Annotated in this window: 24 protein-coding genes and 1 pseudogene; 19 read left to right on the top strand and 6 right to left on the bottom strand. The window is 43.1% G+C overall.

The genetic code is table 11. From position 1 onward, the window contains the following. Positions 1 to 94: 94 nt before the first annotated feature. On the bottom strand, positions 95 to 1,519 hold the full coding sequence (locus tag QFZ78_RS06675) for an aminotransferase-like domain-containing protein (protein ID WP_307546243.1): 1,425 nt from the start codon (positions 1,517 to 1,519) through the stop codon (positions 95 to 97). Between the two features lie 116 nt (positions 1,520 to 1,635). Between QFZ78_RS06675 and QFZ78_RS06670 the strand changes: the two genes are divergently transcribed. Then, positions 1,636 to 2,574: a DMT family transporter gene (locus QFZ78_RS06670; RefSeq protein WP_307546242.1), complete on the top strand. Its 939-nt coding sequence runs from the start codon at positions 1,636 to 1,638 to the stop codon at positions 2,572 to 2,574. Positions 2,575 to 2,805: 231 nt separating this feature from the next. Here QFZ78_RS06670 and QFZ78_RS06665 read toward each other — a convergent pair whose 3' ends face one another. Then, positions 2,806 to 3,999, bottom strand: a complete 1,194-nt coding sequence (locus QFZ78_RS06665) for an MFS transporter (RefSeq protein WP_307546241.1) — start codon at positions 3,997 to 3,999, stop codon at positions 2,806 to 2,808. Continuing rightward, positions 3,996 to 4,445 carry a MarR family winged helix-turn-helix transcriptional regulator gene (locus tag QFZ78_RS06660; protein ID WP_307546240.1) on the bottom strand — a complete coding sequence of 150 codons (450 nt, stop codon included), beginning with the start codon at positions 4,443 to 4,445 and terminating at the stop codon, positions 3,996 to 3,998. Before QFZ78_RS06660 ends, QFZ78_RS06665 begins: the two co-directional genes overlap by 4 nt. 610 nt (positions 4,446 to 5,055) lie before the next feature. On the opposite strand from QFZ78_RS06660, the pseudogene QFZ78_RS06655 reads away from it, so the two are divergent. From QFZ78_RS06655 to metE, 5 genes and pseudogenes are all read left to right on the top strand, one after another. Next, positions 5,056 to 5,380, top strand: a pseudogene (locus tag QFZ78_RS06655) (ornithine carbamoyltransferase); the annotation flags it as partial. Between the two features lie 3 nt (positions 5,381 to 5,383). Then, on the top strand, positions 5,384 to 5,881 hold the full coding sequence (locus QFZ78_RS06650) for a hypothetical protein (RefSeq protein ID WP_307555523.1): 498 nt from the start codon (positions 5,384 to 5,386) through the stop codon (positions 5,879 to 5,881). Next, positions 5,841 to 6,194, top strand: coding sequence for a nucleoside-triphosphatase (locus tag QFZ78_RS06645; protein WP_307546239.1), 354 nt, complete (start codon positions 5,841 to 5,843; stop codon positions 6,192 to 6,194). The genes QFZ78_RS06650 and QFZ78_RS06645 overlap by 41 nt, the downstream gene beginning before the upstream one ends. Before the next feature lie 33 nt (positions 6,195 to 6,227). Then, the gene (locus QFZ78_RS06640) at positions 6,228 to 7,130 is read left to right on the top strand and encodes a LysR family transcriptional regulator (protein ID WP_307546238.1); all 903 of its coding nucleotides are present in this window, start codon (positions 6,228 to 6,230) and stop codon (positions 7,128 to 7,130) included. A 109-nt stretch (positions 7,131 to 7,239) separates the two neighbouring features. Continuing rightward, positions 7,240 to 9,543 (top strand): 5-methyltetrahydropteroyltriglutamate--homocysteine S-methyltransferase, encoded by a 2,304-nt coding sequence (gene metE / locus QFZ78_RS06635; RefSeq protein ID WP_307546237.1) that lies wholly within the window; start codon positions 7,240 to 7,242, stop codon positions 9,541 to 9,543. Positions 9,544 to 9,612: 69 nt separating this feature from the next. Here the strand turns inward: metE and QFZ78_RS06630 are convergent, their stop codons facing one another. Next, positions 9,613 to 11,664 carry a GxGYxYP domain-containing protein gene (locus tag QFZ78_RS06630; protein ID WP_373461004.1) on the bottom strand — a complete coding sequence of 684 codons (2,052 nt, stop codon included), beginning with the start codon at positions 11,662 to 11,664 and terminating at the stop codon, positions 9,613 to 9,615. 519 nt (positions 11,665 to 12,183) lie between these two features. Here QFZ78_RS06630 and QFZ78_RS06625 point away from each other — a divergent pair. The 3 genes from QFZ78_RS06625 to QFZ78_RS06615 all read left to right on the top strand — a co-directional run bounded on the left by QFZ78_RS06625 (position 12,184) and on the right by QFZ78_RS06615 (position 14,055). Next, the gene (locus QFZ78_RS06625) at positions 12,184 to 12,879 is read left to right on the top strand and encodes an aspartate/glutamate racemase family protein (RefSeq protein WP_307546235.1); all 696 of its coding nucleotides are present in this window, start codon (positions 12,184 to 12,186) and stop codon (positions 12,877 to 12,879) included. A 61-nt stretch (positions 12,880 to 12,940) separates the two neighbouring features. Beyond that, positions 12,941 to 13,108 (top strand): hypothetical protein, encoded by a 168-nt coding sequence (locus tag QFZ78_RS06620; RefSeq protein WP_307546234.1) that lies wholly within the window; start codon positions 12,941 to 12,943, stop codon positions 13,106 to 13,108. A gap of 104 nt (positions 13,109 to 13,212) precedes the next feature. Then, a complete protein-coding gene (locus QFZ78_RS06615) occupies positions 13,213 to 14,055 on the top strand; it encodes an RMD1 family protein (protein WP_307546233.1) in 843 nt (280 codons plus the stop codon). 96 nt (positions 14,056 to 14,151) lie between these two features. On the opposite strand, the gene hflX is transcribed toward QFZ78_RS06615, so the two are convergent. After that, the gene (gene hflX / locus QFZ78_RS06610; RefSeq protein ID WP_307546232.1) at positions 14,152 to 15,417 is read right to left on the bottom strand and encodes a GTPase HflX; all 1,266 of its coding nucleotides are present in this window, start codon (positions 15,415 to 15,417) and stop codon (positions 14,152 to 14,154) included. A 545-nt stretch (positions 15,418 to 15,962) separates the two neighbouring features. Between hflX and QFZ78_RS06605 the strand changes: the two genes are divergently transcribed. The 5 genes from QFZ78_RS06605 to QFZ78_RS06585 all read left to right on the top strand — a co-directional run bounded on the left by QFZ78_RS06605 (position 15,963) and on the right by QFZ78_RS06585 (position 19,879). After that, positions 15,963 to 16,697, top strand: coding sequence for a class I SAM-dependent methyltransferase (locus tag QFZ78_RS06605; RefSeq protein ID WP_307546231.1), 735 nt, complete (start codon positions 15,963 to 15,965; stop codon positions 16,695 to 16,697). A gap of 559 nt (positions 16,698 to 17,256) precedes the next feature. Continuing rightward, on the top strand, positions 17,257 to 17,691 hold the full coding sequence (locus QFZ78_RS06600) for a YciI family protein (RefSeq protein WP_307546230.1): 435 nt from the start codon (positions 17,257 to 17,259) through the stop codon (positions 17,689 to 17,691). Further along, positions 17,688 to 18,953 (top strand): RNA polymerase sigma factor, encoded by a 1,266-nt coding sequence (locus QFZ78_RS06595; RefSeq protein WP_307546229.1) that lies wholly within the window; start codon positions 17,688 to 17,690, stop codon positions 18,951 to 18,953. Before QFZ78_RS06600 ends, QFZ78_RS06595 begins: the two co-directional genes overlap by 4 nt. 125 nt (positions 18,954 to 19,078) lie before the next feature. After that, the gene (locus QFZ78_RS06590) at positions 19,079 to 19,504 is read left to right on the top strand and encodes a YciI family protein (RefSeq protein ID WP_373460398.1); all 426 of its coding nucleotides are present in this window, start codon (positions 19,079 to 19,081) and stop codon (positions 19,502 to 19,504) included. Between the two features lie 33 nt (positions 19,505 to 19,537). Next, positions 19,538 to 19,879, top strand: a complete 342-nt coding sequence (locus tag QFZ78_RS06585) for a DUF1801 domain-containing protein (protein WP_307546227.1) — start codon at positions 19,538 to 19,540, stop codon at positions 19,877 to 19,879. A gap of 243 nt (positions 19,880 to 20,122) precedes the next feature. On the opposite strand, the gene QFZ78_RS06580 is transcribed toward QFZ78_RS06585, so the two are convergent. Further along, positions 20,123 to 21,874 (bottom strand): ABC transporter ATP-binding protein, encoded by a 1,752-nt coding sequence (locus QFZ78_RS06580; RefSeq protein WP_307546226.1) that lies wholly within the window; start codon positions 21,872 to 21,874, stop codon positions 20,123 to 20,125. 380 nt (positions 21,875 to 22,254) lie between these two features. Here QFZ78_RS06580 and QFZ78_RS06575 point away from each other — a divergent pair, with 380 nt between their 5' ends. The 5 genes from QFZ78_RS06575 to QFZ78_RS06555 all read left to right on the top strand — a co-directional run bounded on the left by QFZ78_RS06575 (position 22,255) and on the right by QFZ78_RS06555 (position 26,848). Further along, positions 22,255 to 22,632: a (2Fe-2S) ferredoxin domain-containing protein gene (locus QFZ78_RS06575; protein WP_307546225.1), complete on the top strand. Its 378-nt coding sequence runs from the start codon at positions 22,255 to 22,257 to the stop codon at positions 22,630 to 22,632. Positions 22,633 to 22,703: 71 nt separating this feature from the next. Then, positions 22,704 to 23,399, top strand: a complete 696-nt coding sequence (locus QFZ78_RS06570) for a class I SAM-dependent methyltransferase (RefSeq protein ID WP_307546224.1) — start codon at positions 22,704 to 22,706, stop codon at positions 23,397 to 23,399. Between the two features lie 18 nt (positions 23,400 to 23,417). Further along, the gene (gene nikA, locus QFZ78_RS06565; RefSeq protein WP_307546223.1) at positions 23,418 to 25,052 is read left to right on the top strand and encodes a nickel ABC transporter substrate-binding protein; all 1,635 of its coding nucleotides are present in this window, start codon (positions 23,418 to 23,420) and stop codon (positions 25,050 to 25,052) included. Next, the gene (gene nikB / locus QFZ78_RS06560) at positions 25,049 to 25,999 is read left to right on the top strand and encodes a nickel ABC transporter permease (RefSeq protein WP_307546222.1); all 951 of its coding nucleotides are present in this window, start codon (positions 25,049 to 25,051) and stop codon (positions 25,997 to 25,999) included. The genes nikA and nikB overlap by 4 nt, the downstream gene beginning before the upstream one ends. Before the next feature lie 3 nt (positions 26,000 to 26,002). Then, entirely contained in the window at positions 26,003 to 26,848 is an 846-nt protein-coding gene (locus tag QFZ78_RS06555; RefSeq protein WP_307546221.1) for an ABC transporter permease, read from the top strand.

The following is a 26,848-nucleotide window of genomic DNA, read 5'->3' as shown; positions in this document are numbered from 1 at the left end:
AAGCCGTTTATATGATGAGATTAAAATATACACACAACAATGAATCCCACCCTCAAGCTTAGTCTTGGGAGTGGGATTCATCGTCGTTCTGGGTTCAAAATCGTCGAGCGATATCTGTGAGAAGCCTAACTCCATCCCGCAATTGCCCTTCATTGACGAATGAATAGCTCAAACGGATCCAGGACCGCATCTCTCTGAGCGGATCAAAGATGATACCCGGAACAAAAGAGACCGATTGCCGGACGCTTTCTTTCAAAAGCTCTTCTACAGGAAGTGCTTCGGGAAGCTTAAGCCACAAATTGAAGCCTCCTTTTGGACTGACCCAACTCCATCCGGTAGTGGACAATTCTTCCTCCACAATTTCTTTTCTTATTTGAAGGGCGATGCGCAGCTTCTCCAAGTGTTGCCTAATCCGCTCAGACTCGAAGTAGTGTAGAAAAATTTTCTGGTTGACCAGAGGAGTTCCGTTATCAGCCAATGATTTTGCGGTAATGAGTGGTTTTATCACGGACGGACGACCGATGACGGCGCAAATACGCAGTCCTGGTGCCACAAATTTACTGAAGCTGCGGAGATATACAACCCAACCATCTGTATCGTAAGAAAAAATGGGCTGAGGAGGCGGCTGATCAAAATACATCTCATGTATAGCATCATCTTCGATTAGTAAACAGCGATATCGTTCAGCCAGTTCAACAAGCTGCTTGCGTTGGTCTGGGGGAATCGTATACCCTGTCGGATTGTGAAAGGTAGGATTCATATAAAAAATTCGAGGTCGGTACTGTTTCATTAGCATCTCGACCTTCTCCAAATCATAGCCTTCAGGGTAAATGTCGACTGGAATAAACCGTGCACCCTGTTGGCGGAATATATCAAGTGCGGCACTATATGTCGGCCTTTCTACCAAGATGAAATCCATCGGTCTGATGTATACCCGAGAAATTAAGTCAATCGCCTGCTGACCCCCAGTCGTAATCAATAGATCGCTTACTGTCAGTTGAATACTGTGCTGGCGCTTCATGTACTGGCAAAGGAATTCACGCAGTTCTTCATCCCCTTGAACACTGGAGTAGGTTCCCATTAATTTCGGATAGATGTCGAAAACTTTCTTTACATATTCAGATAGGTAAAGATTCGGCAGTAAATTCGGATCGATCAAGGATTGGGAAAATTGATAAATAACGGGTACCTGTTGAATTTCAGATAAGGAGTTTTTCAAGTGGCCGGAAGAGGCGATGGGGCTTCTCTCCGTATACTCGGAAATAATATGTTCCGTGAACTCAGGACTTACATAATAACCTGATTTCTCTTTTACATAGACCTTATCGTTTTGTTTAAGTAACTGATACGCTCGAAACACCGTTAGCCGGTGTACCCGGAGCTCTTGGGCAAGCATCCTAATCGAAGGGAGCTTATCATGTGCTTTCAACTCTCCACGCTCGATTCTGGTGATGATATAATCATATGTTTGTCTAAAAAGTAGTTTGGTATCATTCGTCAATGAGTGTGTATTCTTCATACCTAGTTCACTCCCTTATTCACTTATTATATATCAAGCCCCCGCAATCTGTTCTGCTATCTTTCATCTGTTCTATTACCTTCCTTGTATAATACATATCAAGAGGGGGAACATCCATGATTATTATCAATTATTTGCTCGTATGTCTCATTTTTGGCACAACTTTTTTAGCGATAAAGGTAGGTGTCGATGCTTCAACACCGCCTTTCTTCTCCGCGGGAATTAGGTTCTTCATTGCAGGTCTGATATTGTTCTTGTGGATGGTATGGAGGAAAAAAGCCAACTTAGCGTTGTTAATTCACAAAGAAATGCTGCTAACGGGAATAGGTTTGACTTTCGGTACATTCTCTACGTTGTACTGGGCTGAGCAATATGTCTCCTCTGGTTTTGCTGCCGTTTTATCAGCTACGGCTCCAGTTATGATGCTTGTGCTGCAAACCCTTGTCCTGCGGCAGAAGACAACGTTACGATCTGTATTCGGCTGCATCATCGGATTCGTTGGAATCGTATTGTTATTGCTTCCACAGCTTACAATAACCGCTAATATAAGGTGGATAATTGGGTGCGTCGCTATTTTGGTCGGACAAATCTTTTATTCCTCAGGTGCCTTATATTCCAAGCGGGTCATTCAGCGATTCCCACAAGCATCGCCTATTGCGCTTAACGCGGCTCAGATGATTTATGGAGGTCTGCTGCTTCTTATTCTGTCTTTATTCACGGAACATGTGGATATCAAGAGCATGTTGACAACAAAGGCGATCGGGTCTCTTTTATACTTAATCGTTATCGGCTCGATGGTAGGACATAGTCTTTTCTATTGGCTCGTCGCCAAAACGAATCCCGTTTTTCCGACGACATGGCTCTATGTTTCTCCGACGATTGCCCTCACATTTGGAGTGCTATTTTATGGCGAAACGATCACTTGGATATCCGCGATAGGAGTGATTACAATTATTGCTGGAACTGTTTGTGCCAATCTGGACAGCTTGAAGCAATTGATCCATAAGGGGAGAACAGACTCAATTCCCGTTAGACAGGCTAAAGTATTAGACTGAATATATGGTAAGGAATGGAAAGGGCCAAGTTAGTTTTCTCTGAGAAAATAGAAAAAAACTACCATAATTGGCGGTTAACAATAAAGAATCATCCATATATTCTTCTTTGTTCGGGATGCTGCTCAATGAAGACAATGACAAAGTGTCTAAACAATGCTGGATTTCCTGAAGTATCTGAAAAACTAAGCATCCGGCCATTTTGAAGGCTGGGTGCATGTTTTTATCCATTATCTAATTGTGGTTGGGGCTTGGCTTGAGGGAAGAAGCTATTTTTCGATGATAAAGCCCGTAATAAAGAATGGCAGAGCATGCGACAACCATGCCAGCTATGAAGTACATCGTATGATAATTCGATCTCGAGGCGACAGCACCAAGTACATAGGAGCCAATCCCATACCCAGAGTCAAAAAGTAAGAAATACGTGCCTGTCGCAAGCCCTCTGCGATGAGTTGGCGCGGCTTGAATAGCGATCGTCTGGAAGCTGGGTAGCATTGCCCCGAATCCAAGGCCCAGCATACCTCCAGCGACTAAAAATAGGATAGGGGAAGATGCTATGCTTAGGGTTATCATCCCTAATGTGAAAAGGATGACTCCAGGATATACTAATAAATGAGGACCTGAACGATCAAACCATTTGCCTGTAAAGGGTCTGGATATAACAATCATTAAAGCGAACACCATGAAGAAGTAACTCGCATACGAATCCAACCCGATGGTTTTGGCATACACGGAAAGAAACGTAGTAATAGCTCCATAAGAAAAGGCCAACACACTACCGGCCAAAGAAATTGGCAAAGCCCGCGGCTCAATGAACTTTCTCCAACCAGACTCTGATTTCACCGCCACTCTAGAAATAGCTTGAGGAATTTGAATGGTCACCCCAAACAAGAAAGCGAGAAGCGCGAACACAATGCACACACCAAATAAAAGACTATTATTGTGAGCCTGCATAATGGTTAGCCCCAGAAAGGGACCAACAACCATAGCCAAGCTCATGAAAAGGCTGAAATACCCAATTCCTTCACCTTTGCGGTGATCAGGAACAAGCTCGATGGCAACTGCACCTGCAGCCGTTGTCGCCATCCCGAAACCTATGCCATGAAGAAACCTTAAACCTAGCAGAAAAGTATATTGATGAACGAGTGGATACAACGCTGTACAAATCATAAATAGCGCCAGTGAGAAAAGTATGATCTTCTTCCTGTTCCATTCATCCATCCACTTACCGGTTAAAGGCCGTAAAATGACGGTTGAAATAATAAAGACGGTCATGACCAGACCAATCTGCTGTTGTCCACCATGCAGCGTATCCGTAACTAAGATTGGCAGCGTGACGGCTAGGATATAAAAAGTCATAAATAAAAAAAAGCTGCTGAAACAGACAGCAACAAAATTACGATTCCACAATTTCTGATTCGTATTCACTGTGAATCCTCCACTTCCTTGATGCATGCGTTGGCTTGGTTGGTCAACTGGATGAGCATTCCCCGCAAAATCGATGTTTGTTCCTCCGTAAAACCGCTAATCACCGAGTCGATTACCTTCTGCTCAATCGGTGTCAGAACTTCATTCAAATCTTTGCCTTGCTTCGTAATAAAAGTAAGAAACGATCTTCGATCCGTCTCATTGGCCCGTCGTTCCACAAAGCCTTTGCGCTCCAATTGATCGAGGATTCGAGTGATATTAGTCTGATCTTTTTCAGCTCGGACCGCCAGTAACTTCTGTGTAATCCCATCTTCATCAGCTAAACGATTGAGTACAGCCCATTGCTCTGTTGTCATATCATAGGGCTGAAAATGGCTGTTTAATAACTGTGTCAAACGTCTTCCGGCATGGTTCAAAATAAATCCGAATGAGTTATCTAATCCCAAAACATTCACCTCGCGAAATTAGTTGCTATAGCAATTATATTCCTAGCAAATAAATTCGTCAACCAAATGATCCTAGATGTATAACATTTTCGAGAACGGACATATTACTTTATGACGGTGATTCAGCGAGGTGTTGTGTCGCATATCATGCAGCGAACTACCAGGGAAGTTGTTATTGAATCTATATAGAAGCGAGGAGATGTGCCGCAGATTCATTAATGTAGTCATGTACTACAGGAATGTGATGAGGTAGAGACCCAGCCAAGTAAGGTTCATGGCAAAAGTACCATCCATCCTATCACCGTCGAAAAGGACCCTGAAAGGGGTCTTTTTTCTTTGGGAAAATTAATTTGATATTTGGTATTAGTACCTATAGAGGCCAGTAACTGTGAAGGATCGGTAAATTTAGGTGGAAACACGTGAGCTAAGCTTTCGTCCTTTTGGAGGACGGGACTTTTTTTTGTTTTTAAAATCTATTTGTATAAAAGGTAGGAATTGGTGATGAATTTTACATCAATTTAAATTAAATAATTAATTGTATAAATATTCATATAATTGTATTATCATACGAATGAAATGTATTTTAATTCATATTTGATGGGGTGTTCAGATGAACCTATTAGACATTAATCAATTAACATTTAGTCAAATCACTGAGATTTTCAATCTTACCAAAAGATTAAAACTAAAAAATGAAGGATTGTTATTAAATGGGAGGGTCTTTATTCTATTCTTCCCTGAGACCAGCCTAAGAACGAGAATTACTTTCGAAAAAGGAATAAAAGATTTAGGCGGGGAATGTATATTATTTCCTCCAGAAACGCTGGATCGAAGAGAGCAACTTATGGATACAATGTGATGGTATAGTTGTTAGACATGTAGATTTTTCGAAAGTTGAGGAAATGGCAAAGAATTCTGTTATCCCCATTATCAATGCCATGACTTCCGATAATCATCCGTGTGAGATATTAGCAGATTTATATACAATTAGTGAGTTGAAAGCAAATTACCAGGAACTTGGATATACATTTGTTGGTCCTGCAGGAAATGTTTCTAGATCATGGGCAAACATTGCGAAAGTCATGAATCTAGATTTTAACCACGTCTGTTTAGTTGGTAATGAACTTACGGAGCAGTCACATAACTATAAGTTCCATACACAACTTGAAGAAATACTAAAAAAAAGTGATGTGATTTTGACAGATTCTTTACCGATTCAATTTCGAACAGTTGACTATATTAGTAAGTATCAAATAACTTTAGAAAGAATGAAGTTAACAAGGGAAAACTCAATATTGAATCCCTGTCCTCCTTTTTTCCGAAATGAAGAAGTAAGCGAAGATGTTATATCTTCGGATTATTTCGTTGGTCATTCATTCAAAAAGAATTTAGTATATGTACAACAAGCTATCATCCTATATTGTCTCTGCAACTAATGGAAGGGTTGATGAAATAGATACATTTGAGGATATCGCTTTAAAGGCAGTGAGGCAATCATTAGATACAAAGAGAATTACAGTTATTGATGAAATTGGTTTCATGCAAATGTTATCCGTTCCCTTTAGAGAAATGATCCATGAAATTGTTTCGAGTTCTCAACATATCATTCTAGGGATAATTTGCGTAGATAGACATCCTGAGATTGAAAAGATAAAAGAATTAACTGGGATCAAACTTTATCCCATGAATGAAGAAAACCGTGACATGACAACAGAAGTACTAGCAAATGATATTCTAAAGTTAGGTTAATGTTGGATCAAGATTATAGAGGGGAGTATTTCGATGACTCTACAACAATTAAAGTACGTTATTGAGGTAGCAAATCGGGGCTCCATTAATGAGGCCGCCAAGCGGTTGTTTATTTCTCAGCCTAGTCTTTCAAATGCGATTAAGGATCTGGAAGAAGAAATGCAGCTTGCGATTTTCGAAAGATCTAATAAAGGGATCTCACTTTCTAAGGAAGGTACTGAATTCTTAAGCTATGCGCGACAGGTAGTCGAACAGGCGGAATTGTTGGAAAGCCGCTACCTCAATGCTAAGCCTTCCCCGCAGCATTTCTCGGTTTCCACTCAGCATTATGCTTTCGCGGTGAATGCTTTTGTGAGTCTGGTCCGGGAGTATGGCCATGATGAATATGAGTTAGCTTTGAGAGAGACCAAAACCTATGAAATTATTGAAGATGTCAAAAATTTACGCAGCGAAATCGGCATTCTATATCTGAATGAGTTTAATGGGAAAGTCATCAATAAGTTGCTCAAAACCGCGAATTTGCAATTCAACAGCTTATTAACGGCTAAGCCTCATATTTTCATCAGTAGTAAGAACCCGCTGGCAAAGCAATCGATCGTGACTATTGACCAGCTGCAGAATTATCCGTATCTGTCATTTGATCAAGGGGAGTATAATTCCTTTCATTTTTCAGAAGAGATTCTCAGCACGATGTCACATAAGAAAAGCATTCGTGTTAATGACAGGGCGACGCTTTTTAATTTATTGATCGGTTTGAATGGATATACCATATCGACAGGGGTGTTAAGCGCCGATTTGAATGGAAATGAAATTATTCCCGTGCCTTTGGATTGTGAGGAAACCATCAATGTTGGTTGGATTTCCCATAAAAATGTTTCGCTATCCAAGCTAGGAGCGGCATATATACAAGCACTCATGCAGGCGATATCCCATTAAAACTTTGCTATAGCTATTAACTATGACTAGGTATAGTTTTTTCCAGTTACACTATATCCACCAATCCGTGATATCTTTCTTGTAACAATTTGTAGAGGAGTTTTACAAGATGATGAAAAGCAGTGTGTTGGGATATCCACGTATTGGTGCGGAGCGAGAATGGAAGAAAGCGCTCGAAGCTTTCTGGTCAGGCAAGCTCGAAGAATCGGAGTTTCACCGTCAGCTTCAGGGGATCCGTTTGAATCATTTGCGTAAGCAGCAGGAGAAGGGCATCGACTTCATCGCGGTCAATGATTTCAGTTATTACGATCATATTCTTGATACATCCACGATGTTCGGCATTATTCCAAAACGTTTTCCTTATGAGGGCGGCAGGGTTCCATTATCTGTTTATTACGGGATTGCCCGTGGGACGAAGGATGCAACGGCTGGCGAAATGACCAAATGGTTTAATACCAACTATCATTATATAGTACCGGAACTGGGCGAGGTATCGCCGGTGCTTACTGAAAATAGACCTCTCATGGCTTATCGGGAGGCCAAGGAGAAGCTAGGAATCGAGGGCAAGCCGGTTATCGTCGGACCGCTGACATTCTTGAAGCTGTCAAAAGGATTTCGTACATCGGAGACCGACGACTGGCTGGGACGATTGCTTCCGCTCTATGTGCAGATACTTCAGGAGCTTGCGAGAGAAGGGGTTCAATGGGTACAGATAGACGAACCGATTCTCGTAACGAAGTTAAGCGCAGCTGATTTGCAGCGATTAAAGACAATTTATGAGACGTTTACCGCCTCAGTGCCGAACCTAAACATCATGCTGCAAACCTACTTTGAATCGGTAGAGCACTATAGTGATATCGTAGCGCTGCCCGTCAAAGGAATAGGGTTGGATTTCGTGCAGGGTTACTCTGGCAATATGACGTCGATTAAAGCGCTAGGTTTTCCGGCGGATAAGGTTTTAGGTGCAGGAGTTATTGACGGTCGTGGCATCTGGAAGGCGCCTCTGCGCGAGAAATTGGCACTCGTAGAAGAACTCGCTGAAATTGTAACGGCTGAGCGACTCATCGTGCAGACGTCGTGCAGTTTGCTTCATGTTCCGATATCGGTAAATCATGAGACAAAGCTCGGAGTTGAACTGAAGGATGCTCTCGCATTTGCAGATGAGAAGCTAGACGAGCTTGTACTTCTGGCAAAAGCAGTCTCTCGAGGCGCCGCCGGAATCATAGACGAACTGGAAGAATGCGATCGTGCTTTACAGGCTCTCAAGCTGTCAGGTGAGCGCAACCGTAGCGACATTCAGCATGCTGTCGCAGCCATTAGTGCTCAACGTCCAGAGCGCAATCGACCTTTTTCTGAGCGTCATATTGCACAACAGAAGAAATGGCAATTGCCGATTTTTCCGACAACGACAATTGGCAGCTTTCCGCAATCCCCAGAGGTGCGCAAGGCCCGTCAACAGTGGCGCAAGGGTGAATGGAACAATGAACAGTATGCTAACTTCATCCGAGAACAGATCGATATCTGGATCAAGCTTCAGGAGGAAATCGGATTGGATGTTCTCGTGCATGGCGAATTTGAGCGAACTGACATGGTCGAGTTCTTTGGTGAGAAGCTCGCGGGTTTCGCGTTCACGCAGAACGGATGGGTGCAGTCTTACGGTTCTCGCTGTGTTAAACCGCCAATTATATTTGGGGACGTAGCGTTCAAGGGGCCGATGACTGTCGAAGAAACCAAGTATGCACAGACACAAACCAAACGTCCCGTTAAAGGGATGCTGACTGGCCCGATTACAATAATGAATTGGTCCTTCGTTCGCGAGGACATCACGCGCGAACAAATTGCGTACCAACTGGCCTATGCGCTTAGACAAGAGGTGGAAGCGCTTGAGCAGGCGGGTATTGGCATGATACAAGTCGACGAGCCTGCGGTGCGCGAAGGGCTGCCGCTCAAGGGGGATGACCAAGCGAAGTATCTGGCGTGGGCGGTCAGAGCATTCCGTATGGCCACCTGCACGGTACAGGATACAACGCAAATTCACACCCATATGTGCTATTGCGAGTTCCATGACATGATTCATTCGATCGAAGCAATGGATGCCGATGTGATTTCGATCGAGACATCTCGCAGTCATGGTGAACTGATTCATAGCTTTGAATTGTACACATACAAACTGGGCATAGGTTTAGGCGTATACGATATCCACAGTCCTCGTATTCCGTGTGTGGAGGAAATGACCAATATGATCGAACGCGCCTTGCGTGTGCTGGATCCGAAGCTATTCTGGATCAATCCGGACTGCGGACTTAAAACTCGTGGATTCGAAGAAACAGTCAATTCCTTGCGTAACATGGTTGAAGCTACGCAGATCGCCCGTGCGAAGCATGCCCAAGAACCTATAATCAATAATCGCTAAAAAGGAGCAAAAAAGAATCGGACTGCGGCAGTTTCAAACTGCTCGCTATCCGATCCTTTTGACATGGATTTATTCTTCTTTGGACAACCCATAAGCTTCACGAATAAGTGTGAAATACTGTTCGGCGTTTACGATCTTATATTCCTTTTCGAGTGATTCGGAGATGGCGAGAATATCGCTGGGTCTCATCCCCCACGCGTTAACCCCGACAGAAAGGAACAATGGCGCTTTGCCGTTCCAGCCTTTCTTGGCCTCGGCTAGAATATTGATTCCATCTTGAACTGTTCCAATACCTCGCATCATCGATACCGGAAGCGTACCGTTCATGATTTCAATTCCGAATTTATCTCCTACAAGAAGGATGCCGGGAACTTTATAATTTTGCTCATATGCGGCTGCTTCGGATGTGCCTATGGGTATGTCTTTGGTGACATCCCGGTTTATCACCATCGGAATGGTCATACCGGTTTGTTTGAGATATCGGTAGGTACCCTTCAGGAAATCCGGGAGTGTCTCTTCCGGCCATGGATGTGGGTTGAAATAACCAGCACCGGACGGTCCGGCGACCAGCAAGTCATTCTCTGTTGCCGTTTTCCGGTAATAATTAAGAACCATTGGAGCGGCATCGTAGAGTAATGGACTGGAGGTCCAGTTAATGGGTACTTTGCCGCGCGCAGGATCTTCCCATAGTATCTCGCGCATATGGTTCAAATTGTATTGCAAATTGTCTCCTTCACCAAAAGTAAACGTCACATAGATTTTGTTTTCCAACTTGAGCGGATTGGGTTTGATCTTAGGGGCCGCTTCCACCTTTGTTCCCGAGAAGACGGTCATGTTGTGGAACCAATCAGCTGCCAATACAAAGACGCTATGTCTGGAAAGTAGGTCGACGGAGGCGGCTTCGCCTTCGAAGTCATTGCTGAACCAGCCCAGATAAGGTGTCCCCGGTTCGACATCGGACAGAATCTTCTCTAAGAGTGCTCGCTGATCCGGCACATCCGTCGAAAGCCAGAAAACCATCGCTTTGTTAGCGACCGCATAGTCTCGTAAATATCCGTAAGGCTCTTTCTGCTCGGATGAGAGAGGGCGAATGTTGCCGACCGAAACTTTGTATTGATTCCACATCTCTACAGAGATCGTCAACTGTTTCGTGCTTGCAGAAGGTTTGAATTCATACATGAAGTAACTTCCATTATCTGCGAAGCGGTGGTCTGCACCCGGTAAATACTTGGAATTTTGCCTATCATATAAGTACAATTCTTCATCAGGTGTACCGGCATCAAATTGAGCGATGACCTTCCCGTCTGCTTTTACGGTGATGGCATGAACGGCCGGTCCCCAACCGTCCTGCGTGAAAGAGTCGTCGAAACGAACGTATACCGCCTCTTTCCCTAAAAACGATGAAAGGTCGTAATCATACGTTCCACGGTTACTGGCATCCCGTATTTGCCTTTTCTCTTCAGCGATCGTGACGAAGGATTCAGGTAGACCCGGGGGAATCGAGATCGATGTGTCTGGACTTAGCCCAATCAACATCCGGTGGGTCGTCTGGTTCCATAAGTGTTCGTATTGCCATGTGTACGCATCAATTTTATCTTTAAATTTGCCCCGAAAATCTTCGATCACTTTCAATTTGTAGGGAGCTGCAGTTAGCTTGCCTGCCAATTCAGGGCTTACGACAACGGCATTTTTCAGTCCTGCCAACGTGGTCGCAACGTTTATGGAATCCGGAGTTTTCGGATCATAGATGATGATTCCTTTTACTTCATTTTTATACAAATCGAAGACATCCATACTGTTTTCGTGGAGCTTATGAGGTATGGTCATTTCGTTATACCAGGGGTCCACCTTGTTCTGAATCAAATAGATTCGCGGGCTATCTCGATTCACAATGCCCTGAAGAGTAGCCATCAGCAGTTTGACGTCTCCAGGTGCATTAGAGACATTGACAACGTCCAAATATTTGGATTGTTTAAATGTTGGAAGCGCTTGATTTGTCGGCCATTTCATCCCATCAGCAGTCACACCATCGGCCTGAGCCGCAGAAATTCCGAAAGGCAGCATTGTCACACATAGTAATATCATGCATAAAATTCTTAATTTCCCAATCAATCTGCTCACCTCTTTTTAAAATTTATGACAGCGAAGCTGTCTTTGTTTCGACTTAACCTCCTTCTTTGAAGAGTAGTGTACATTGTAATGTCATGACATATCTGCATGAATATATTTAACATGTCTTATATGATAATTCAAGTGTTTCGATAAACACTCCTATAGACCTACAAAAAATCGTCTAATTCTACACGAATAAAAGCGCAATTATGACATATCTTGCGCTTGAAGGAGTCTGCATAATGGGAGCGAATAAACTATATTTGATATATTACACAATGCAGATCAATGCTCTTTTTTATTAAAAAGGATATAGCAATCATGATAACCTTGACGCCATTATTCGTAACCAATCAGCTGCAGAGACTCAGATTGCGGAAATCCGTTAAAAATCCAAAGAACCGGAAAAAGTTATGAATTAAGTCATCTATCCAAGGTAGAGGCCGGACAAATTCTTTGGAGTAAATAAGGGTAATCAATCGCTTTCTGTTATTATGTAGTAAAAAGTTATTTCTGAGGTGTTTATCTATGAAAACGATTGGGCTAATAGGTGGAATGAGTTGGGAGTCGTCCTTACTTTATTACCAGATCATTAATCAACGTATTAAAGAAAAATTAGGCGGGCACCATTCCGCAAAAAGTCTTATGTATTCGGTGGATTTTCATGAGATCAAGACTCTTCAACATGAAGGGAAATGGGATGAAGCCACAAAAATCATGATTGATTCAGCACAAAAACTCGAATTGGGTGGTTCAGATCTCATTGTCATTTGTACGAACACAATGCACAAGATGGCAAAAGAAGTAGAAGAATCAGTCTCAATTCCATTACTGCATATAGCTGATGCAACGGCAGATGAAATTGTTAAGTGTGGAATTAAAAAAGTTGCGTTACTCGGTACTGCTTTTACGATGGAACAAGATTTTTACAAAGGAAGACTTATTGAAAAATTTGGACTTGATGTTATCGTTCCAAATGAAGCAGCAAGGAAGATTGTACACGATATCATCTATCAGGAACTTTGTCTTGGAATTATTAAAGAAAATTCTAAACAATCCTACATAGATATAATTAATAGTCTCGTCCAAGACGGGGTAGAAGCCGTTATCCTTGGCTGTACTGAAATTACCTTATTAATATCTCAACTGGATTGCAGGGTTCCTATATTCGATACAACGAAAATTCATGCTGAATATGCAGTTGATTTTGCTTTAAAAGATTAAATAGTCACCTTTAAAAAAGAGTATCTAAAAAATTTCAAACTAAATTTTTATGACAAAAATAATGAATTTAATTGGGTCTGCTTTAGGTTCAACAAAATATGGAACTTCAGCTGAAAAACGAACCATAAGTAATGGGGAAATAAAATATGTTGCAGCTGGTGAGGTTGGTGATTTTTCTAAGTATGCTAAAGTGAATTTTGAAATAATAAACATAGAAGAGCAGAAATGAATAATGTGACGGCTACCCGTCTTTTAAAATTCATGAGGATTGAAGCCCACTTTTTCTGTCAAGACTAGTTAGCATGACTTTTATAAAGCAGATGAGTGGTGAAAATGAAAGATATTACTTTTAAGGCTTTGGCCATCACAAATGAAATTGACCTGAACAAAATCGCCATCCACTGCGGCATTCCCAAAAAATACACATGGGAACAGCCTTTAATCCTAAGAGGCGATATACTTAAATCAATCCTTAGAAAAGATATGGATACCTTGCAACAAGTGCTGGTGTTTTCTTTCGGCAGTGTTGTCTTTGTTAATCACACACATAAGGATGAGATCACTGGCTTTTTGAAATTCATCCAATCCTTCGAGCCAGATATTGAGCTCCAGCCTGCTGACAGATACACGGACGATTACAGCCTTCACATCGAAGAAATCGAAAGTATGGAGTTGACTGACAAGTATGTGGTGGTATCTGAGTATGAATTCTTTTACCCTGAATTAATCTCCACAGTCCTCGCCAAATCGGTAGCTCTTGAGAAGATTGAAGAACAGCTTGGGAAAATTCATGATGACCTCGAAATTATGATAGACCGACTTGAAAAAGGAAAGCTTCGTGTAGGCAACAAAGAATTGGCAAGAACGACCGCAAAAATCGTGCGTCACGAGTATAACACCCTTGCGTATATCATGATCTTGGATAAACCAGATTTGACTTGGACTAACAGTACAGCTAGTCAATTTTACGATGGGATGATGGGATTTTTTGAATTGAACGATCGCTTTAAAATATTGAAAAGCAAAACGGATATTTTGTATCATATTTTGGAAGGTTTTTCAAATATCAGTCATTCCATACGAGGGCTATTCGTTGAATGGATCGTTGTGATTCTTATTGTTATTGAGGTGCTTTTAACGGTATTACAAATCATAGGTTGGATTCCCTCACATTAAAGAGGGGCTACAATCGGAAATAGTTACAAAAAAGAAGAACAATGAACCAGGAGAATAAAGTTCCTGTTCCATTGTTCTTTTTGTTACTCTCATAAATCAAAGCTGGAGGAAGTCATTTCGAAACTGTTCAAAATCGGATACTCGGCACTCCATCGTAAGGCGGGTACCATTCGGCTCATAGTTCGTTGAATGCACATGGGCATGTTCATTGAAATAGGCTACTAATCGGCCTTGTTCATAAGGAATCACAATTTCACATTGCATGTAATTCTGGAAAACGCGCTCGCGAATCAGTTGAGTGAGCTCCTCGATTCCGCGCTTCTGCTGAGCAGATAGGTAGACGAAATCATCTTTTAAAAGGGGGTAAGCATGCTCAGTCAAGTCGGATTTGTTATAAGCAAAAATCATCGGGATATGATCCGCTCCCAGATCCTTCAACGTGTTATTTGTAACATCAATGTGCTGTGCATATTTCGGGTTGGCGATGTCTACGACGTGAATCAGCAGATCGGCTTCTGTGACTTCTTCCAACGTAGATCGGAAAGCTTTAACCAAATGGTGGGGAAGCTGGCTTACGAATCCTACCGTGTCAGTCAACAAGAATGATTTACGGTCTGGCAAGTTGACGCTTCGAACGGAAGTCTCCAATGTGGCGAACAACATGTCTTTGACAAAGACCTGCTTATGGGCCTGCGGATTATACAAATCGATCATAGCGTTCATTAAGCTTGATTTGCCCGCGTTCGTATAGCCGACCAGACAAATAACAGGGACCTCGTTCTTACGGCGCTGCTTTCGTTGAGTTTGACGACGGGCTACGAGTTTCTCAAGTTCAGAGTGCAGAGCCGTGATTCGATCTTCGATTTTACGGCGGTCGAGTTCAAGCTTAGTCTCACCAGATCCTCGGTTTTTAAGACCAGCCCCACCTCCTTGACGACCAAGTGATTCACGAAGTCCTACAAGTCTGGGAAGCATGTATTGGAGTCGAGCAACCTCAACTTGGAGCTGTGCTTCTCTAGTTTGAGCGCGTTCCGCAAAAATGTCTAAAATTAGGATCGTCCTGTCAATGACTTTGCATGCAAGAGCTGATTCCAGGTTTCGAATCTGAGAAGGGGACAGCTCATCGTTGCAAATGACGACGGATGCGTTCCGTTCCGTAATTAGCTGCGATAGTTCTTGGATTTTACCCGTTCCGATGTAATGGGAGGGAATCACACGGGTGACCTTCTGGCTTAGCTCACCAACCACCTCAATGTGGCATGCTGAAGCCAAGTTGTTTAGTTCTTCCATCGAATATGAAAAATCAGGGTGGTTCAAAATATGGACCCCGACGATAATCGCTTTCTCTTTCAGTTGTTCCATCGTTCATCATCCTTTCAAGTTAAGAAATAAAAAGAAACAACACAAGCAAGCTGCTTGTGTTGTCTGTAGTTGAGGACAATGACTATCGTATCGGACGAAAGAAAACAATCCGCGATTTGGTCAATAAGGATGTTACACCTTACTTCAAGCCGCGTTGTTTGATCACCGATAGAAGTATCAATTCAGGGTTATAAATGGACAAACTTATCCTGAGTCCTCTGTACACAGACAGAATCTTGAGCGCTATTCAATTAGCCGCGCAAAGATCTAACTCGGATAAAATGTACCACACGTAACCCCTCCGTTTCGTTAAAGTACTTTAAGAGTATCACAATGAAGAGCTTCAGTGCAGCTCTAAGAATAAGTATAATCATTTTTTACCTAGTTGAAGTGGGTAACGGCAGGATTGTTTCATTTTAATAAAATTTTCAATAAAGATTTTCACAGTTTGATGATAAACTCTAGATACCGTTAACCAAAAAACAATATATTTAAGATTTGAGTAAAGTGAGAAAATAAGTTCAAGTTGGGAGTTTTGGCTTATTATGAAACAGAATAAATATGATGATCTCGGATTCTTCGGAAAATACAGTGAGATGCCTCGCTCGATTAGTCGACTAAATGCTGCTGGGGAATGGCCTGTACTCCGTTCGATGTTTCCCTCGCTTCGTGATAAAAGAGTTCTTGACCTTGGATGCGGCTTTGGTTGGCATTGTAAATATGCACGAGATCAGCAAGCCCGATCAGTGGTTGGTGTAGATATCTCTGAGAAAATGTTAGCGTATGCCAGAGAAAATAACAATGATTCCGCGATCGAGTATCGTAGGCTCGCGATTGAAGATATCCATTTTGCGGCAGGGGAATTTGACGTTGTGATAAGCTCGCTTGCCCTTCATTATGTGGAGCACTTTGAAATCGTATGTCGTAAAATACATCATTGTCTAGTATCAGGAGGAACTTTCATACTTTCGGTTGAACATCCGGTCTTTACCGCACTCGCTGCACAAGACTGGTACTATGGTTCGGAGGGTGAGCGATTGCACTGGCCTGTCGATGATTACCAGAAAGAAGGTCTGCGGCAGGCGAGATTTCTGGACAATGATGTCGTCAAATATCATCGAACTATCGCTACCTATGTTAATGCGTTAATTGACTCAGGATTTAGTCTTATGAAACTTTCCGAACCTCAACCAACGCAAGAAACATTGGACAAGTATCCAGAAATGAGAGACGAAACCCGTCGTCCTATTTTCCTCTTGATCGCTGCGGTCAAAAATTAACTACAACGACGGAAAACGATAGCATCATAACATCAGGCTGCCGGCATTATCGGCAGCCTATTGAGTTATTGGGCAATTTTATGAGAATGGGCTACAAGCAGCAGCGAAAGGGGTAAGCATTACGAAACTGGCTCTGCATGAACCACCTTTCGTGGTCGATGCTGCCGATCGCAAGCCGCCGAAAAATTTCGTAATGCACGTTACTGAACTTATTACAGCTAATCGCCGGGCCGAGGCCATCAAGTATTTTATGACCAAGGGTATGGGGGCCTCTTCATTCGTTGTCAGCTTGATGCGGCGCATTATGCCAGGTGTGTGGTCTAAGCTATCTGCCTACCAATGCCAACACTAGTCAGAGCGTCAACAATGGGCGGCAGGAATTATACTACCTGCCGCCGAAAAAATAGGGTGCATAAAAGATAATAGAGTGACCCTAAAAATAATTTATATGGTTTGTCGATCCAGAAAGGATTGATTCGTCGTATACATAGAAGCGGATTTACTCGGACGGTACTACTCCGATACATGATGCTTCATAACAAATTGGAGGTAAACATATATGAGATTTATGATGATTGTTAAAGCTACAACAGATTCAGAGGCGGGGACTATGCCAAGCCAGGAGCTTATTGATGCCATGCAAAGGTATAACGAGGAATTGGTGAAAGCCGGTGTTTTACTCGCTGCCGATGGACTGCAGCCCAGCTCAAGCGGAATCCGGATTTCTTATCCGGAGCCCGGAGGCAAACCGAAGGTTATAGATGGTCCATTCACGGAAGCGAAAGAAATGATTGCGGGATATACGCTGATCGAAGTCAAATCCAGGGAAGAAGCTATAGAATGGGCACTACGCATGCCGGATCCTCACGGATATGGACAAGGCGAGATTGAGCTCAGACAAGTATTCGAGTTTGAGGAGTTATCGGACAATACCGAATCGCAGAAGAAAGAAGCAATTCTTCGCAAACAGGCTTTGGAGCAGAAGAAGGGGTGACATTGTCCAATACACAGCGGACCATTGATGCGATATGGCGAATTGAATCAGCAAAACTTATCGCGGGATTAACGCGAATGGTACGGGATGTGGGTCTTGCAGAGGATTTTGCTCAGGATGCATTGGTGATTGCCCTTGAAAGATGGCAGGAAATTGGCATTCCAGACAATCCGGGTGCTTGGCTGATGACAACGGCCAAGCGGCGTGCGATCGATTATATGCGCAGGACCAAACTGCGCGACCAGAAATACGTAGAGATTGCCCATGGTATTGATTTGTATACAGAGGAAGACATGGATGGTACTTTGGACGGGGAGATCGGTGACGATCTCCTTCGTCTGATCTTTATGACCTGCCATCCCGTGTTATCTCAAGATGCTAGAGTTGCCCTAACGCTGCGTCTGTTATGCGGGCTTACCACTGACGAAATCGCGCGTTCGTTCCTTGCCGCCGAATCAACGGTTGCCCAGCGGATAGTCCGGGCCAAGCGGACGCTCAGCACCGAAAAGGTTCCTTTTGAAGTGCCTGTAGGAGAGGAACTCAAAGAACGTCTGTCTGCTGTGCTCGAGGTAATTTACCTTATGTTCAATGAAGGGTATTCGGCAACCTCCGGGGATCACTGGATTCGTCCGCTGCTATGTCAGGAGGCGCTCAGACTGGGACGTGTACTTGCCGAGATCGCACCTCACGAACCGGAAGTTCACGGACTAGTAGCCTTAATGGAGATTCAATCCTCGCGTTTTAAAACCCGGGTTAGCTCCACAGGCGAACCCGTACTTTTGATGGACCAAAACCGGGCGCAGTGGGATCGTTTGCTGATCCGCCGGGGATTGACTGCACTTGAGCGCAGCCAGAAACTTGGACGCACGCTCGGTCCATACTCGCTGCAGGCTGCGATTTCTGCTTGCCATGCACAGGCGCCTACCGCAGCTGAGACCGATTGGATCCGCATTGCAGCACTTTACGAAGCGCTCTCTAGGGTAACGCCATCGCCGATCGTCGAATTAAATCGGGCAGTTGCCATATCCATGGCGTTTGGTCCTGCCTTCGGGCTGCAGATTGTCGATGAGCTGCGTGCCGAACCTTCTTTGAAGGGATACCATCTGCTGCCAAGCGTTCGCGGTGATCTCCTAGTGAAGCTGGGGAGGTTCGATGAAGCACGTACAGAATTTGAAAGGGCTGTGTCGATGACCCAGAATGCTCGTGAGCAGGAGCTTTTAATGAGCCGGGCTGCTGATTGTGCGTCTAAAGCATCGAAATAATTTATTTCAGCCGCCGTGTCGATTACAGGATTTCCCGTTCGTCGTCTTAGTAAGGGAAGGGTTTACGGCAGCTAGCTGTTGAATCAAGTCATCTTTCCTACAAGGAGGGAACGATAGTGCGATTTATGTTGATTTTCAAGGCGACAGGGTACTCGGAGGCGGGTGTAAATATCGGTCGGGAGCACAACGATGCAATGGTTGCGTACAAGAAGTCTTTGGCCAGAGTCGGTGCTCTCCTGGCTGCAGAAGAGCTTCAGCCTAGCTCAAGCGGGATCAGGATATTGTATCCATTCCAAGGCGGAGAGCCAGAGGTGAAGGCCGGCCCTTTTCCGGTAGATCAAGAGCTCATTGCCGGATATATACTTATCGATGTGAATTCAGAAGATGAGGCTGCAGATTGGGCACTCCGGATGCCGTTTCCAAGAGGATGCGAGGCATTTGTAATCGAAATGCGGGAGCTCAAAGAGAATACGAATTCTACACGAGACCCTAGAATATTCGCTATGGAAGCCGATTTAGAGGACCAAATCAACATGTTAAAAAAATTATAATATACCATTACGCACATAAAGGAGAAAATCAGAATGAATCAGGAAGTAACCGATTTTATTGAAGGGTTAAAAGACATGTGGCAGGGGGAACAGTCCAATAATCTGCGTGAAGTTGTCCACCAGGCCATACCGGATGTGCAAGAACGTATTCAGTATAAGAAGCCCCATTTTTTGAAAAACGGAAAATACGCTGCTGTCATCTCGACGTCGAAAGACGCGGTCAGCTTTACGATCTTTAGCGCGGTCGCACTGGAGCTTCCAGAAGGCATGTTCGATGGCCCACCGGAAAGAAAAACACTAAAGCTGCGTAAAGGGGATTCTTTTGATTCCGGGCAGCTGGTGTCATTGGTCACTCAAGCTTCGAGTTCACTTTAATGGCTCTTCTTTTTATTTGCTTGAGAAGACTGCTGCATTTCCATGCAGTGGTCTTTTTTGTATGCGATGAATGATTCATAGACTCCTCATTTTACTACAGTTAAAGATCTTATAAGAAATTCTTAAAATATAAGAAATTTAACCTCGTTTGGCACGCTATGATAGGAACAATTGGAGGAATGTCACAGCCATCAATTGACCAGATAAAGCAGATACGAATGTAAAAATCGAAATCGTACATAGTTACTCGACACCATTTAAATTTTGTACATTAAACAACCGGAAATAAGCTCCACCTTCCTTCATCAATTGTTCATGAGTTCCAATTTCTCTAATTTCACCATTTTCAATGAGAACAATCTGATCAGCGTGGGTAATTGTAGATAGTCGGTGCGCAACAATCAAAGTTGTTCTATCTTTCGCTAATTTACCGAGGGATTCTTGAATTGAATGTTCTGACTCTAAATCAAGTGCTGAAGTAGCTTCATCCAATACCAAAATGCTCGGATTTTTAAGAAAGACTCTGGCTATGGCAACCCTTTGCTTTTGTCCACCAGATAACTTCATTCCCCGTTCGCCAATTTCTGTATCATATCCATTGGGTAGATTCAAAATAAAATCATGTGCATTTGCTGCTTTAGCTGCATATATAATCTCTTCTTCGGCAGCTCTTGTATGACCCAAAAGTATATTTTCACGAACAGTTCCGCTAAACAGAATATTATCTTGTAAAACCATTCCTATATGAGAACGCAGACTCTTTATGGTGATGTCTTTAACATTCCTATCATCCAATAAAATGTTCCCTTGCTGAATATCGTAAAACCGAGGGAGCAAACTAATTAGAGAAGATTTCCCTCCGCCGCTCATTCCTACAAACGCAATCGTTTCACCAGGTTGAATGGTAAGTTGAATGTTCTTCAACACCCAATCCGATGAGTTATCATAACGAAAACTAACATCTTGAAAATCAATTTTCCCTTTTATTTTTTGCACTATTTTTGCTTGTGAAGAATCAATGATGTCGTAGGGCTCATTCATGAGTTCAATTACACGATCTAAAGAAGCACTTGCTTGAGTTAATTCGGTTGAGGAATTAACTAAACGGCGGAGCGGACTATACAAGCGATCTAAATAGGCAAAAAAGGCTACAAATGCTCCTATCGTAAGGTTCCCTTGAATAACTTGATATCCTCCATAGGCTAAAACTAACAAGGGGGCAGTATCCGTAATTGTATTGATGATGGAATTGGTTATAGCATTCCATTTCGTCAGTGCCAATGCACGATTTAAAAATTTATTATTTTTTAGACCGAAATTTTCACTCTCATAATCTTCTAAAGTGAAGCTTTTAATAACCGGAATTCCACTTACCTTCTCGTGTAAATAGCCTTGCATTTCCGCAAGGGCTTGAGATCGAGATTTGGTTAAGTTTCTTAGTTTTTTATATAACGTTTTGACAGAAAAGGCGTAAAAGGGAAATACGGCTATAGCAACCATGGTTAGCCCAAAATCCATATGAATCATAAATGCGATAGCGATTGTAAGGGTGAATAAATCGAGCCACACATTCATTAATCCTGTTTCAACTATACTTTTCGTTTGCTCAGCATCATTTATCATTCGAGAAATTATTTCGCCTGTTCTATGATTCTGATAGTAACGTAAGGACAGCTTTTGTATATGAGCATAAAGTTGATTGCGTAAATCGTAAAGAATGCGGCTCGTTGTTAATTGTGCGAAATACTGCCGAAGGTATTCAATTGGAGCTCTAATAATAACAAAAAGTACAAAAGCAACTATCATCACCTCAATCAGCTTTTGCGTTTTTTCTGCTATTGAAATAGTACTCAACAACAAATCATCGATGATATATTTCATTATTAAAGGTAAGGTTAAAGGAATTCCGAATTTCACCATACCAATTAAAATGGTGATAAGAACAAGTTTCCAATACGGTTTGACAAATTTGAAATATAACTTGAAACTAGTCATTTCGACATACTCCTCTTTATACTGATGATAGAGAAACCCGTTAAACCAGACCTATTATAGCAATCCTTATAGGATATTCAAAGATAGGCAAATAAAAGTCGGTTTCCTAAAATGAAAATATCATGGTATTTACATTCAAATCCACCTCTGATCACTGGTGTTCTCGAGAAGGGGTGGGAAAGTGGTATTGACAATATACGTTTGTATAAGTAAAATCAAATTTGTTATTAGTAAATATTACTATTAAATATAACCATTCCAAGCTATAAAGCGCAATCCTCAATTTGAAACGAGATAATTGTCGTTCTTAATGGGGGCGTTTGGTTTTATGTTAACTTTAATCGTAATTTTTACAATAAATTCAGGGAGGTTGAACACTATTGTCAACGTGGGACTTATCAGAAACGCGCCATCATGTACTAATATGCAACGGTGCCAGCTGTATGCGCAGGCAAGGGGAAGAGGTCACACAGGCAATTCGAGATGAAATTACCCGAAGAAGGGCGAACGGGCTCATCCACACGAGCAGGACTCACTGCAACGGACGGTGTCAAGATGCCTGCGTAGTCATTGTATACCCCGAAGGGGTTTGGTACAAGGACGTTACACCTGAGATAGGACGGCTTCTTGTTAACCAACATCTACTCGATGGGAAGCCAATTGAGGAACAACATACACATACCTACGACATAAACGATAAAGGCAGCTTTGTACGTTCGCCGAATGCTCCTAAAGGAGAAGAGAAGCAAAAGATGTGAGTTAGATAGGTGTGACGCACCTAATAATCGTAAATATTACATATAAATAGTGTAAAGGAGAAGAGATTGAAATGAGCAAGGATCAATTGTACGACATATGGTGGCAGGAAAAGACGGAAGGCGAACAAAGAATGGAGGAAGAGCATCTTCGCCATTGGAAGAAAGTGCTAGGATTTGTGGAAGAGGAAGATTTGCAACGAAGCGATGTGCTCGATTTTGGATGTAATCAAGGGGGCTTCCTTCGTTTTCTCTACGAGCAGCGGCCGTTCAGGGAAGGAGTAGGTATTGATCTTGCACGTCAGTCGATTGAGGTGGCTAATTCACGCAAAGGAAGCTTACCGCTACATTATGAAGCAACATCCACTCCGGAGAAGTTCGAACATCGCTTTGATCTTGCCTTCAGCATTTCTGTCATCTATCTGATCTCCGATTTGAAAGAGCACGCCAGGAAAATAAAAAAAGCACTGAATTCTGGGGGCATCTATTACGCTACGTACACAGATTATAGAGGGAATCCAAGTTTACCGGATATTAAGGATAAAATTAACAGCGGTGGAGCTATCCCGATGAATTTGCATTCGCTGGATGATATTGCTGGAGCGTTCTGGAGCGAAGAATTCGATGTGGGTATCCGACGTATGATTCCAACTAATTATATCGAACTGTCTTCAAATGATCGTTGGTTCGGTCGCATTGAAGATCGCATGTTGTTCGAATACGAGCAAGCCTACATATTCCGTTTCGTTGCTCCAAGTAACCAAAATTAAAAAAGGAGATATTATCCCATGTTTTCATACATAAAAACGAAGTTACCCTCTATTCTTATGCTGATCTTAGCCTTAAGTCTAGCAGCTTGTTCAACAAGTGTTGACAAGAAAGCAGGAGATATTGACACCCAGAAACAATCAGAGACGACTCCGAAGATGATTACGATGGCTTGGAATGCAGATGTTGGACCTCTTAATCCCCATTTATACGGTCCGAGTCAAGTGTTTGCCCAAGCTATGGTGTATGAGCCACTTGTTGACTATGTGGAAGGTGGCAAAATCGTTCCGCGTTTAGCCGAAAAGTGGGAGATTTCAGATGACGGACTCGTATATACGTTCCACCTTCGGAAAGATGTAAAATATTCCGATGGCTCTGTATTTAACGCGGATAATGCAAAGAAAAATATAGATGCCATTATAGCTAACAAACAGCGGCACAGCTGGATGGGAATTGTCACTGTGCTCGATAGAACGGAAAAAATCAATGATGATACGATTCGTCTGATTCTAACGAAGCCTTACTATCCTTTGCTTCAGGAACTAGCATTTGCTCGCCCATTCCGATTTTTGGCGGATGCTGGATTTCCTTCGGATGGCAAGACTTCGGAGGCGATCGTGAAGCCGATTGGTACCGGACCCTGGGTGCTAACTGAATATAAGAAAGATGGGTATGCCGTATTTAGTCGCAATGAGAACTATTGGGGAATAAAGCCCCAGCTGGGTACAGTAAAAGTACTCATCATTCCGGACTCCGAAACGATAGTAACAGCTTTCGAGAAGCATGAAATTGATTTGATAGTTGGTGCTGGCATTATTAGCATGGACAACTTTAAATACTTGAGGGATTCTGGTAAATACAACACAGGCGCTTCAGAACCGCTGACCACAAGGTCAGTTATCCTGAATAGTGCCAAAGCGCCAACTTCGGAGATGAATGTACGACTGGCGATTCAGCACGGCATTGATAAAGCGAAGATGATCCAAAGCGTCACCTTAGGTTTGGAAAAGAAGGCAGATACGATCATGGCTAGTAATTTCCCTTACTCGAATATTGATCTAAAGCCATATGCCTATGATCCGAAGAAATCAGAGCAGCTGCTAGATGAAGCAGGATGGAAACTTCCTTCAGGTAAGTCAGTGCGAGAGAAGGATGGCAAACCACTATTGCTTGACCTTGTGTATGTAAGTACCGATGCGATCCAAAAGCCGATGGCTGAAATCCTTCAAGCTGAATTGGCAAAGATTGGTGTTCAAGTGCAGGTCAAGGGCGAAGAACTGATGGTAGGCAATGGAAGATTGAAGTCGGGTGATTACCACTTGAACTTCTGGAGCACCTACGGGGTACCTAATGATCCGCATAATTTTGTTACAACGAGTACACAAGCGAAAACAGGCATATACGAAGCGCTTCTTGGATTGTCGACGAAACCGCAAATCGATGCCCAGAGCAAGGAAGTGTTGGCAAGTACCGATGAGAAAAAGCGAGTAGAGCTATACCGCTCCATTTTGACTCAGATTCACGAGGGAGCCGTGTTCTATCCAACTGCTTACGAATCCATGATAACTGTTTATCATAAAAACTTAACAGGCCTTAAATTCAACGCGACCAAATATGATTTCCCATTTGGTACGTTGGATATTACAACTAAATGAGTGGTTCAGTACTAAGATATGTGCTAAGACGTGTGGCGGGATTGCCTGTTCAGCTGTTCTGTATTTCACTGCTTGCCTTCATCCTGGTCCGGCTCGTTCCAGTTGAACCAGCCGAGGTGATACTTCGAATGTCGAATTTGACACCTACCGAAGAAGCAGTCGCCTCCATGCGCAATGAACTGGGAATGGACCGTTCTCTTCCGATGCAATTTGCCAATTGGTTATGGAAGGCTTGTCAATTTGATTTTGGAAATTCGTTTGTCAGCAAAACACCGGTTTGGAGCGATGTTATCGGTAAATTTCCAGCCACATTGAGGCTTGCAGTGACAGTCATTGGACTGTCACTGCTCATTAGTATTCCGCTCGGAGCTTTTTCCGCTTTGTACAAAGGAGGATGGTTCGATCAGCTCTGCAGACTTCTGTCTTTTATTGGGATATCCATACCGCGCTATTGGTTAGGCTTTTTGCTAGTATATTGGTTTGCTCTGAAATTAGACTGGCTGCCAACACAGGGGAATCATAGCTGGAAGCATCTCATTTTACCTACACTCACACTTGCTTTTTCGCAGGTAGCTTTCCTCTCCCGTCTGCTTCGCGCCAGTATGCTTGAGAACATGAAAGAGTCATACGTACAATACGCACGAATACGGGGAATACGTGAGTCAGTCATTTTATTTCGTCATATTCTTCCCAATTCGCTGCTTCCCATTATCACAGCGACTGGCGTCATGTTTGGCCATTTGCTGGGCGGAACGGTCATTGTCGAGCAAATATTTAGTTTGCCGGGGCTTGGTCGGTTTCTGATAGAGTCCATCTTGAACCGGGATTATCCGGTCATTCAATGTTATGTGCTGCTGATGGCCGTTGTGATTGTTACAATTAATCTTATTGTTGATATCTTGTACAGGATTCTGGATCCACGTTTGAACATTAAGGAAGGAGTGTAACCGATGATTGGTGCGCTTCGAAACAATAGCGTTCTCCCAAGAATTCGATATAAGGGACTCCAAATTGGCTGCGGAGTCTTGTTAGCAGGAATTGCTTTAGTAGGTATCGCCGCTCCGTGGCTCGCCCCGCACGATCCGAACCACGTAGAACTGCTGCATAAGTTTGCCTCGCCATGCCATGAATATCCATTTGGAACGGATCACCTTGGTCGTTGTGTGCTGTCAAGACTTCTTATGGGGATCAGGACCTCGCTAGGCATTTCCATTGCTGTGATGGTATTTACCCTCTTGATCGGAATGGTAGTGGGAACCTTCTCAGCGCTCAAAGGTGGCTTGGTTGATGCGACATTCATGAGGCTGTGTGATTTGCTGCTTGCTTTTCCTACACTTGTGCTTGCGTTTGCGCTGATTGGCATTTTTGGAACGGGGGTTAAGAGTTTGATCATGGCTCTTGTTTTGTCACAGTGGGTGTATTACTCTCGCATGGTACGGGGGATGGTGCTCTCTGTCTATACACGAAGTTTTATTCAGGCGGCAATCGTAAATGGAACACGTCGCTGGATGCTTGTATGGCGTCATATTCTTCCTAACATTTCTACACAGATTCTAGTATTGGCCGCGCTTGAAATCGGTACGGTTATCCTAGAAGTAACCGGATTTTCATTTCTCGGTTTAGGCGTTCAGGCTCCAACGCCGGAATGGGGGATGATGATGAACGAAGCGCGTCAGCAGCTTCGTGGGCATCCCGAAATGATGTGGATCCCCGGTCTGGCTGTCATGTTCGTCGTGATCGTTTGCAATGTGTTTGGCGAATCGCTTCGAGACTACTACGATCCTAAGGGAAGGTGA

The sequence above is a fragment of the Paenibacillus sp. V4I5 genome (assembly GCF_030817255.1).
GTDB lineage: Bacteria > Bacillota > Bacilli > Paenibacillales > NBRC-103111 > Paenibacillus_E.
This window is presented reverse-complemented; position numbering and strand designations above follow the sequence as displayed.

What these genes read in the sequence shown, in the direction of transcription:
- QFZ78_RS06675 (WP_307546243.1), bottom strand. Translation starts at nt 1,519, where the DNA reads ATGAAGAATACACACTCATTGACGAATGATACCAAACTACTTTTTAGA.
- QFZ78_RS06670 (WP_307546242.1), top strand. Translation starts at nt 1,636, where the DNA reads ATGATTATTATCAATTATTTGCTCGTATGTCTCATTTTTGGCACAACT.
- QFZ78_RS06650 (WP_307555523.1), top strand. Translation starts at nt 5,384, where the DNA reads ATGACTTCCGATAATCATCCGTGTGAGATATTAGCAGATTTATATACA.
- QFZ78_RS06645 (WP_307546239.1), top strand. Translation starts at nt 5,841, where the DNA reads ATGTACAACAAGCTATCATCCTATATTGTCTCTGCAACTAATGGAAGG.
- QFZ78_RS06640 (WP_307546238.1), top strand. Translation starts at nt 6,228, where the DNA reads ATGACTCTACAACAATTAAAGTACGTTATTGAGGTAGCAAATCGGGGC.
- metE (WP_307546237.1), top strand. Translation starts at nt 7,240, where the DNA reads ATGATGAAAAGCAGTGTGTTGGGATATCCACGTATTGGTGCGGAGCGA.
- QFZ78_RS06625 (WP_307546235.1), top strand. Translation starts at nt 12,184, where the DNA reads ATGAAAACGATTGGGCTAATAGGTGGAATGAGTTGGGAGTCGTCCTTA.
- QFZ78_RS06620 (WP_307546234.1), top strand. Translation starts at nt 12,941, where the DNA reads ATGAATTTAATTGGGTCTGCTTTAGGTTCAACAAAATATGGAACTTCA.
- QFZ78_RS06615 (WP_307546233.1), top strand. Translation starts at nt 13,213, where the DNA reads ATGAAAGATATTACTTTTAAGGCTTTGGCCATCACAAATGAAATTGAC.
- hflX (WP_307546232.1), bottom strand. Translation starts at nt 15,417, where the DNA reads ATGGAACAACTGAAAGAGAAAGCGATTATCGTCGGGGTCCATATTTTG.
- QFZ78_RS06605 (WP_307546231.1), top strand. Translation starts at nt 15,963, where the DNA reads ATGAAACAGAATAAATATGATGATCTCGGATTCTTCGGAAAATACAGT.
- QFZ78_RS06600 (WP_307546230.1), top strand. Translation starts at nt 17,257, where the DNA reads ATGAGATTTATGATGATTGTTAAAGCTACAACAGATTCAGAGGCGGGG.
- QFZ78_RS06590 (WP_373460398.1), top strand. Translation starts at nt 19,079, where the DNA reads ATGTTGATTTTCAAGGCGACAGGGTACTCGGAGGCGGGTGTAAATATC.
- QFZ78_RS06585 (WP_307546227.1), top strand. Translation starts at nt 19,538, where the DNA reads ATGAATCAGGAAGTAACCGATTTTATTGAAGGGTTAAAAGACATGTGG.
- QFZ78_RS06580 (WP_307546226.1), bottom strand. Translation starts at nt 21,874, where the DNA reads ATGACTAGTTTCAAGTTATATTTCAAATTTGTCAAACCGTATTGGAAA.
- QFZ78_RS06570 (WP_307546224.1), top strand. Translation starts at nt 22,704, where the DNA reads ATGAGCAAGGATCAATTGTACGACATATGGTGGCAGGAAAAGACGGAA.
- nikA (WP_307546223.1), top strand. Translation starts at nt 23,418, where the DNA reads ATGTTTTCATACATAAAAACGAAGTTACCCTCTATTCTTATGCTGATC.
- nikB (WP_307546222.1), top strand. Translation starts at nt 25,049, where the DNA reads ATGAGTGGTTCAGTACTAAGATATGTGCTAAGACGTGTGGCGGGATTG.
- QFZ78_RS06555 (WP_307546221.1), top strand. Translation starts at nt 26,003, where the DNA reads ATGATTGGTGCGCTTCGAAACAATAGCGTTCTCCCAAGAATTCGATAT.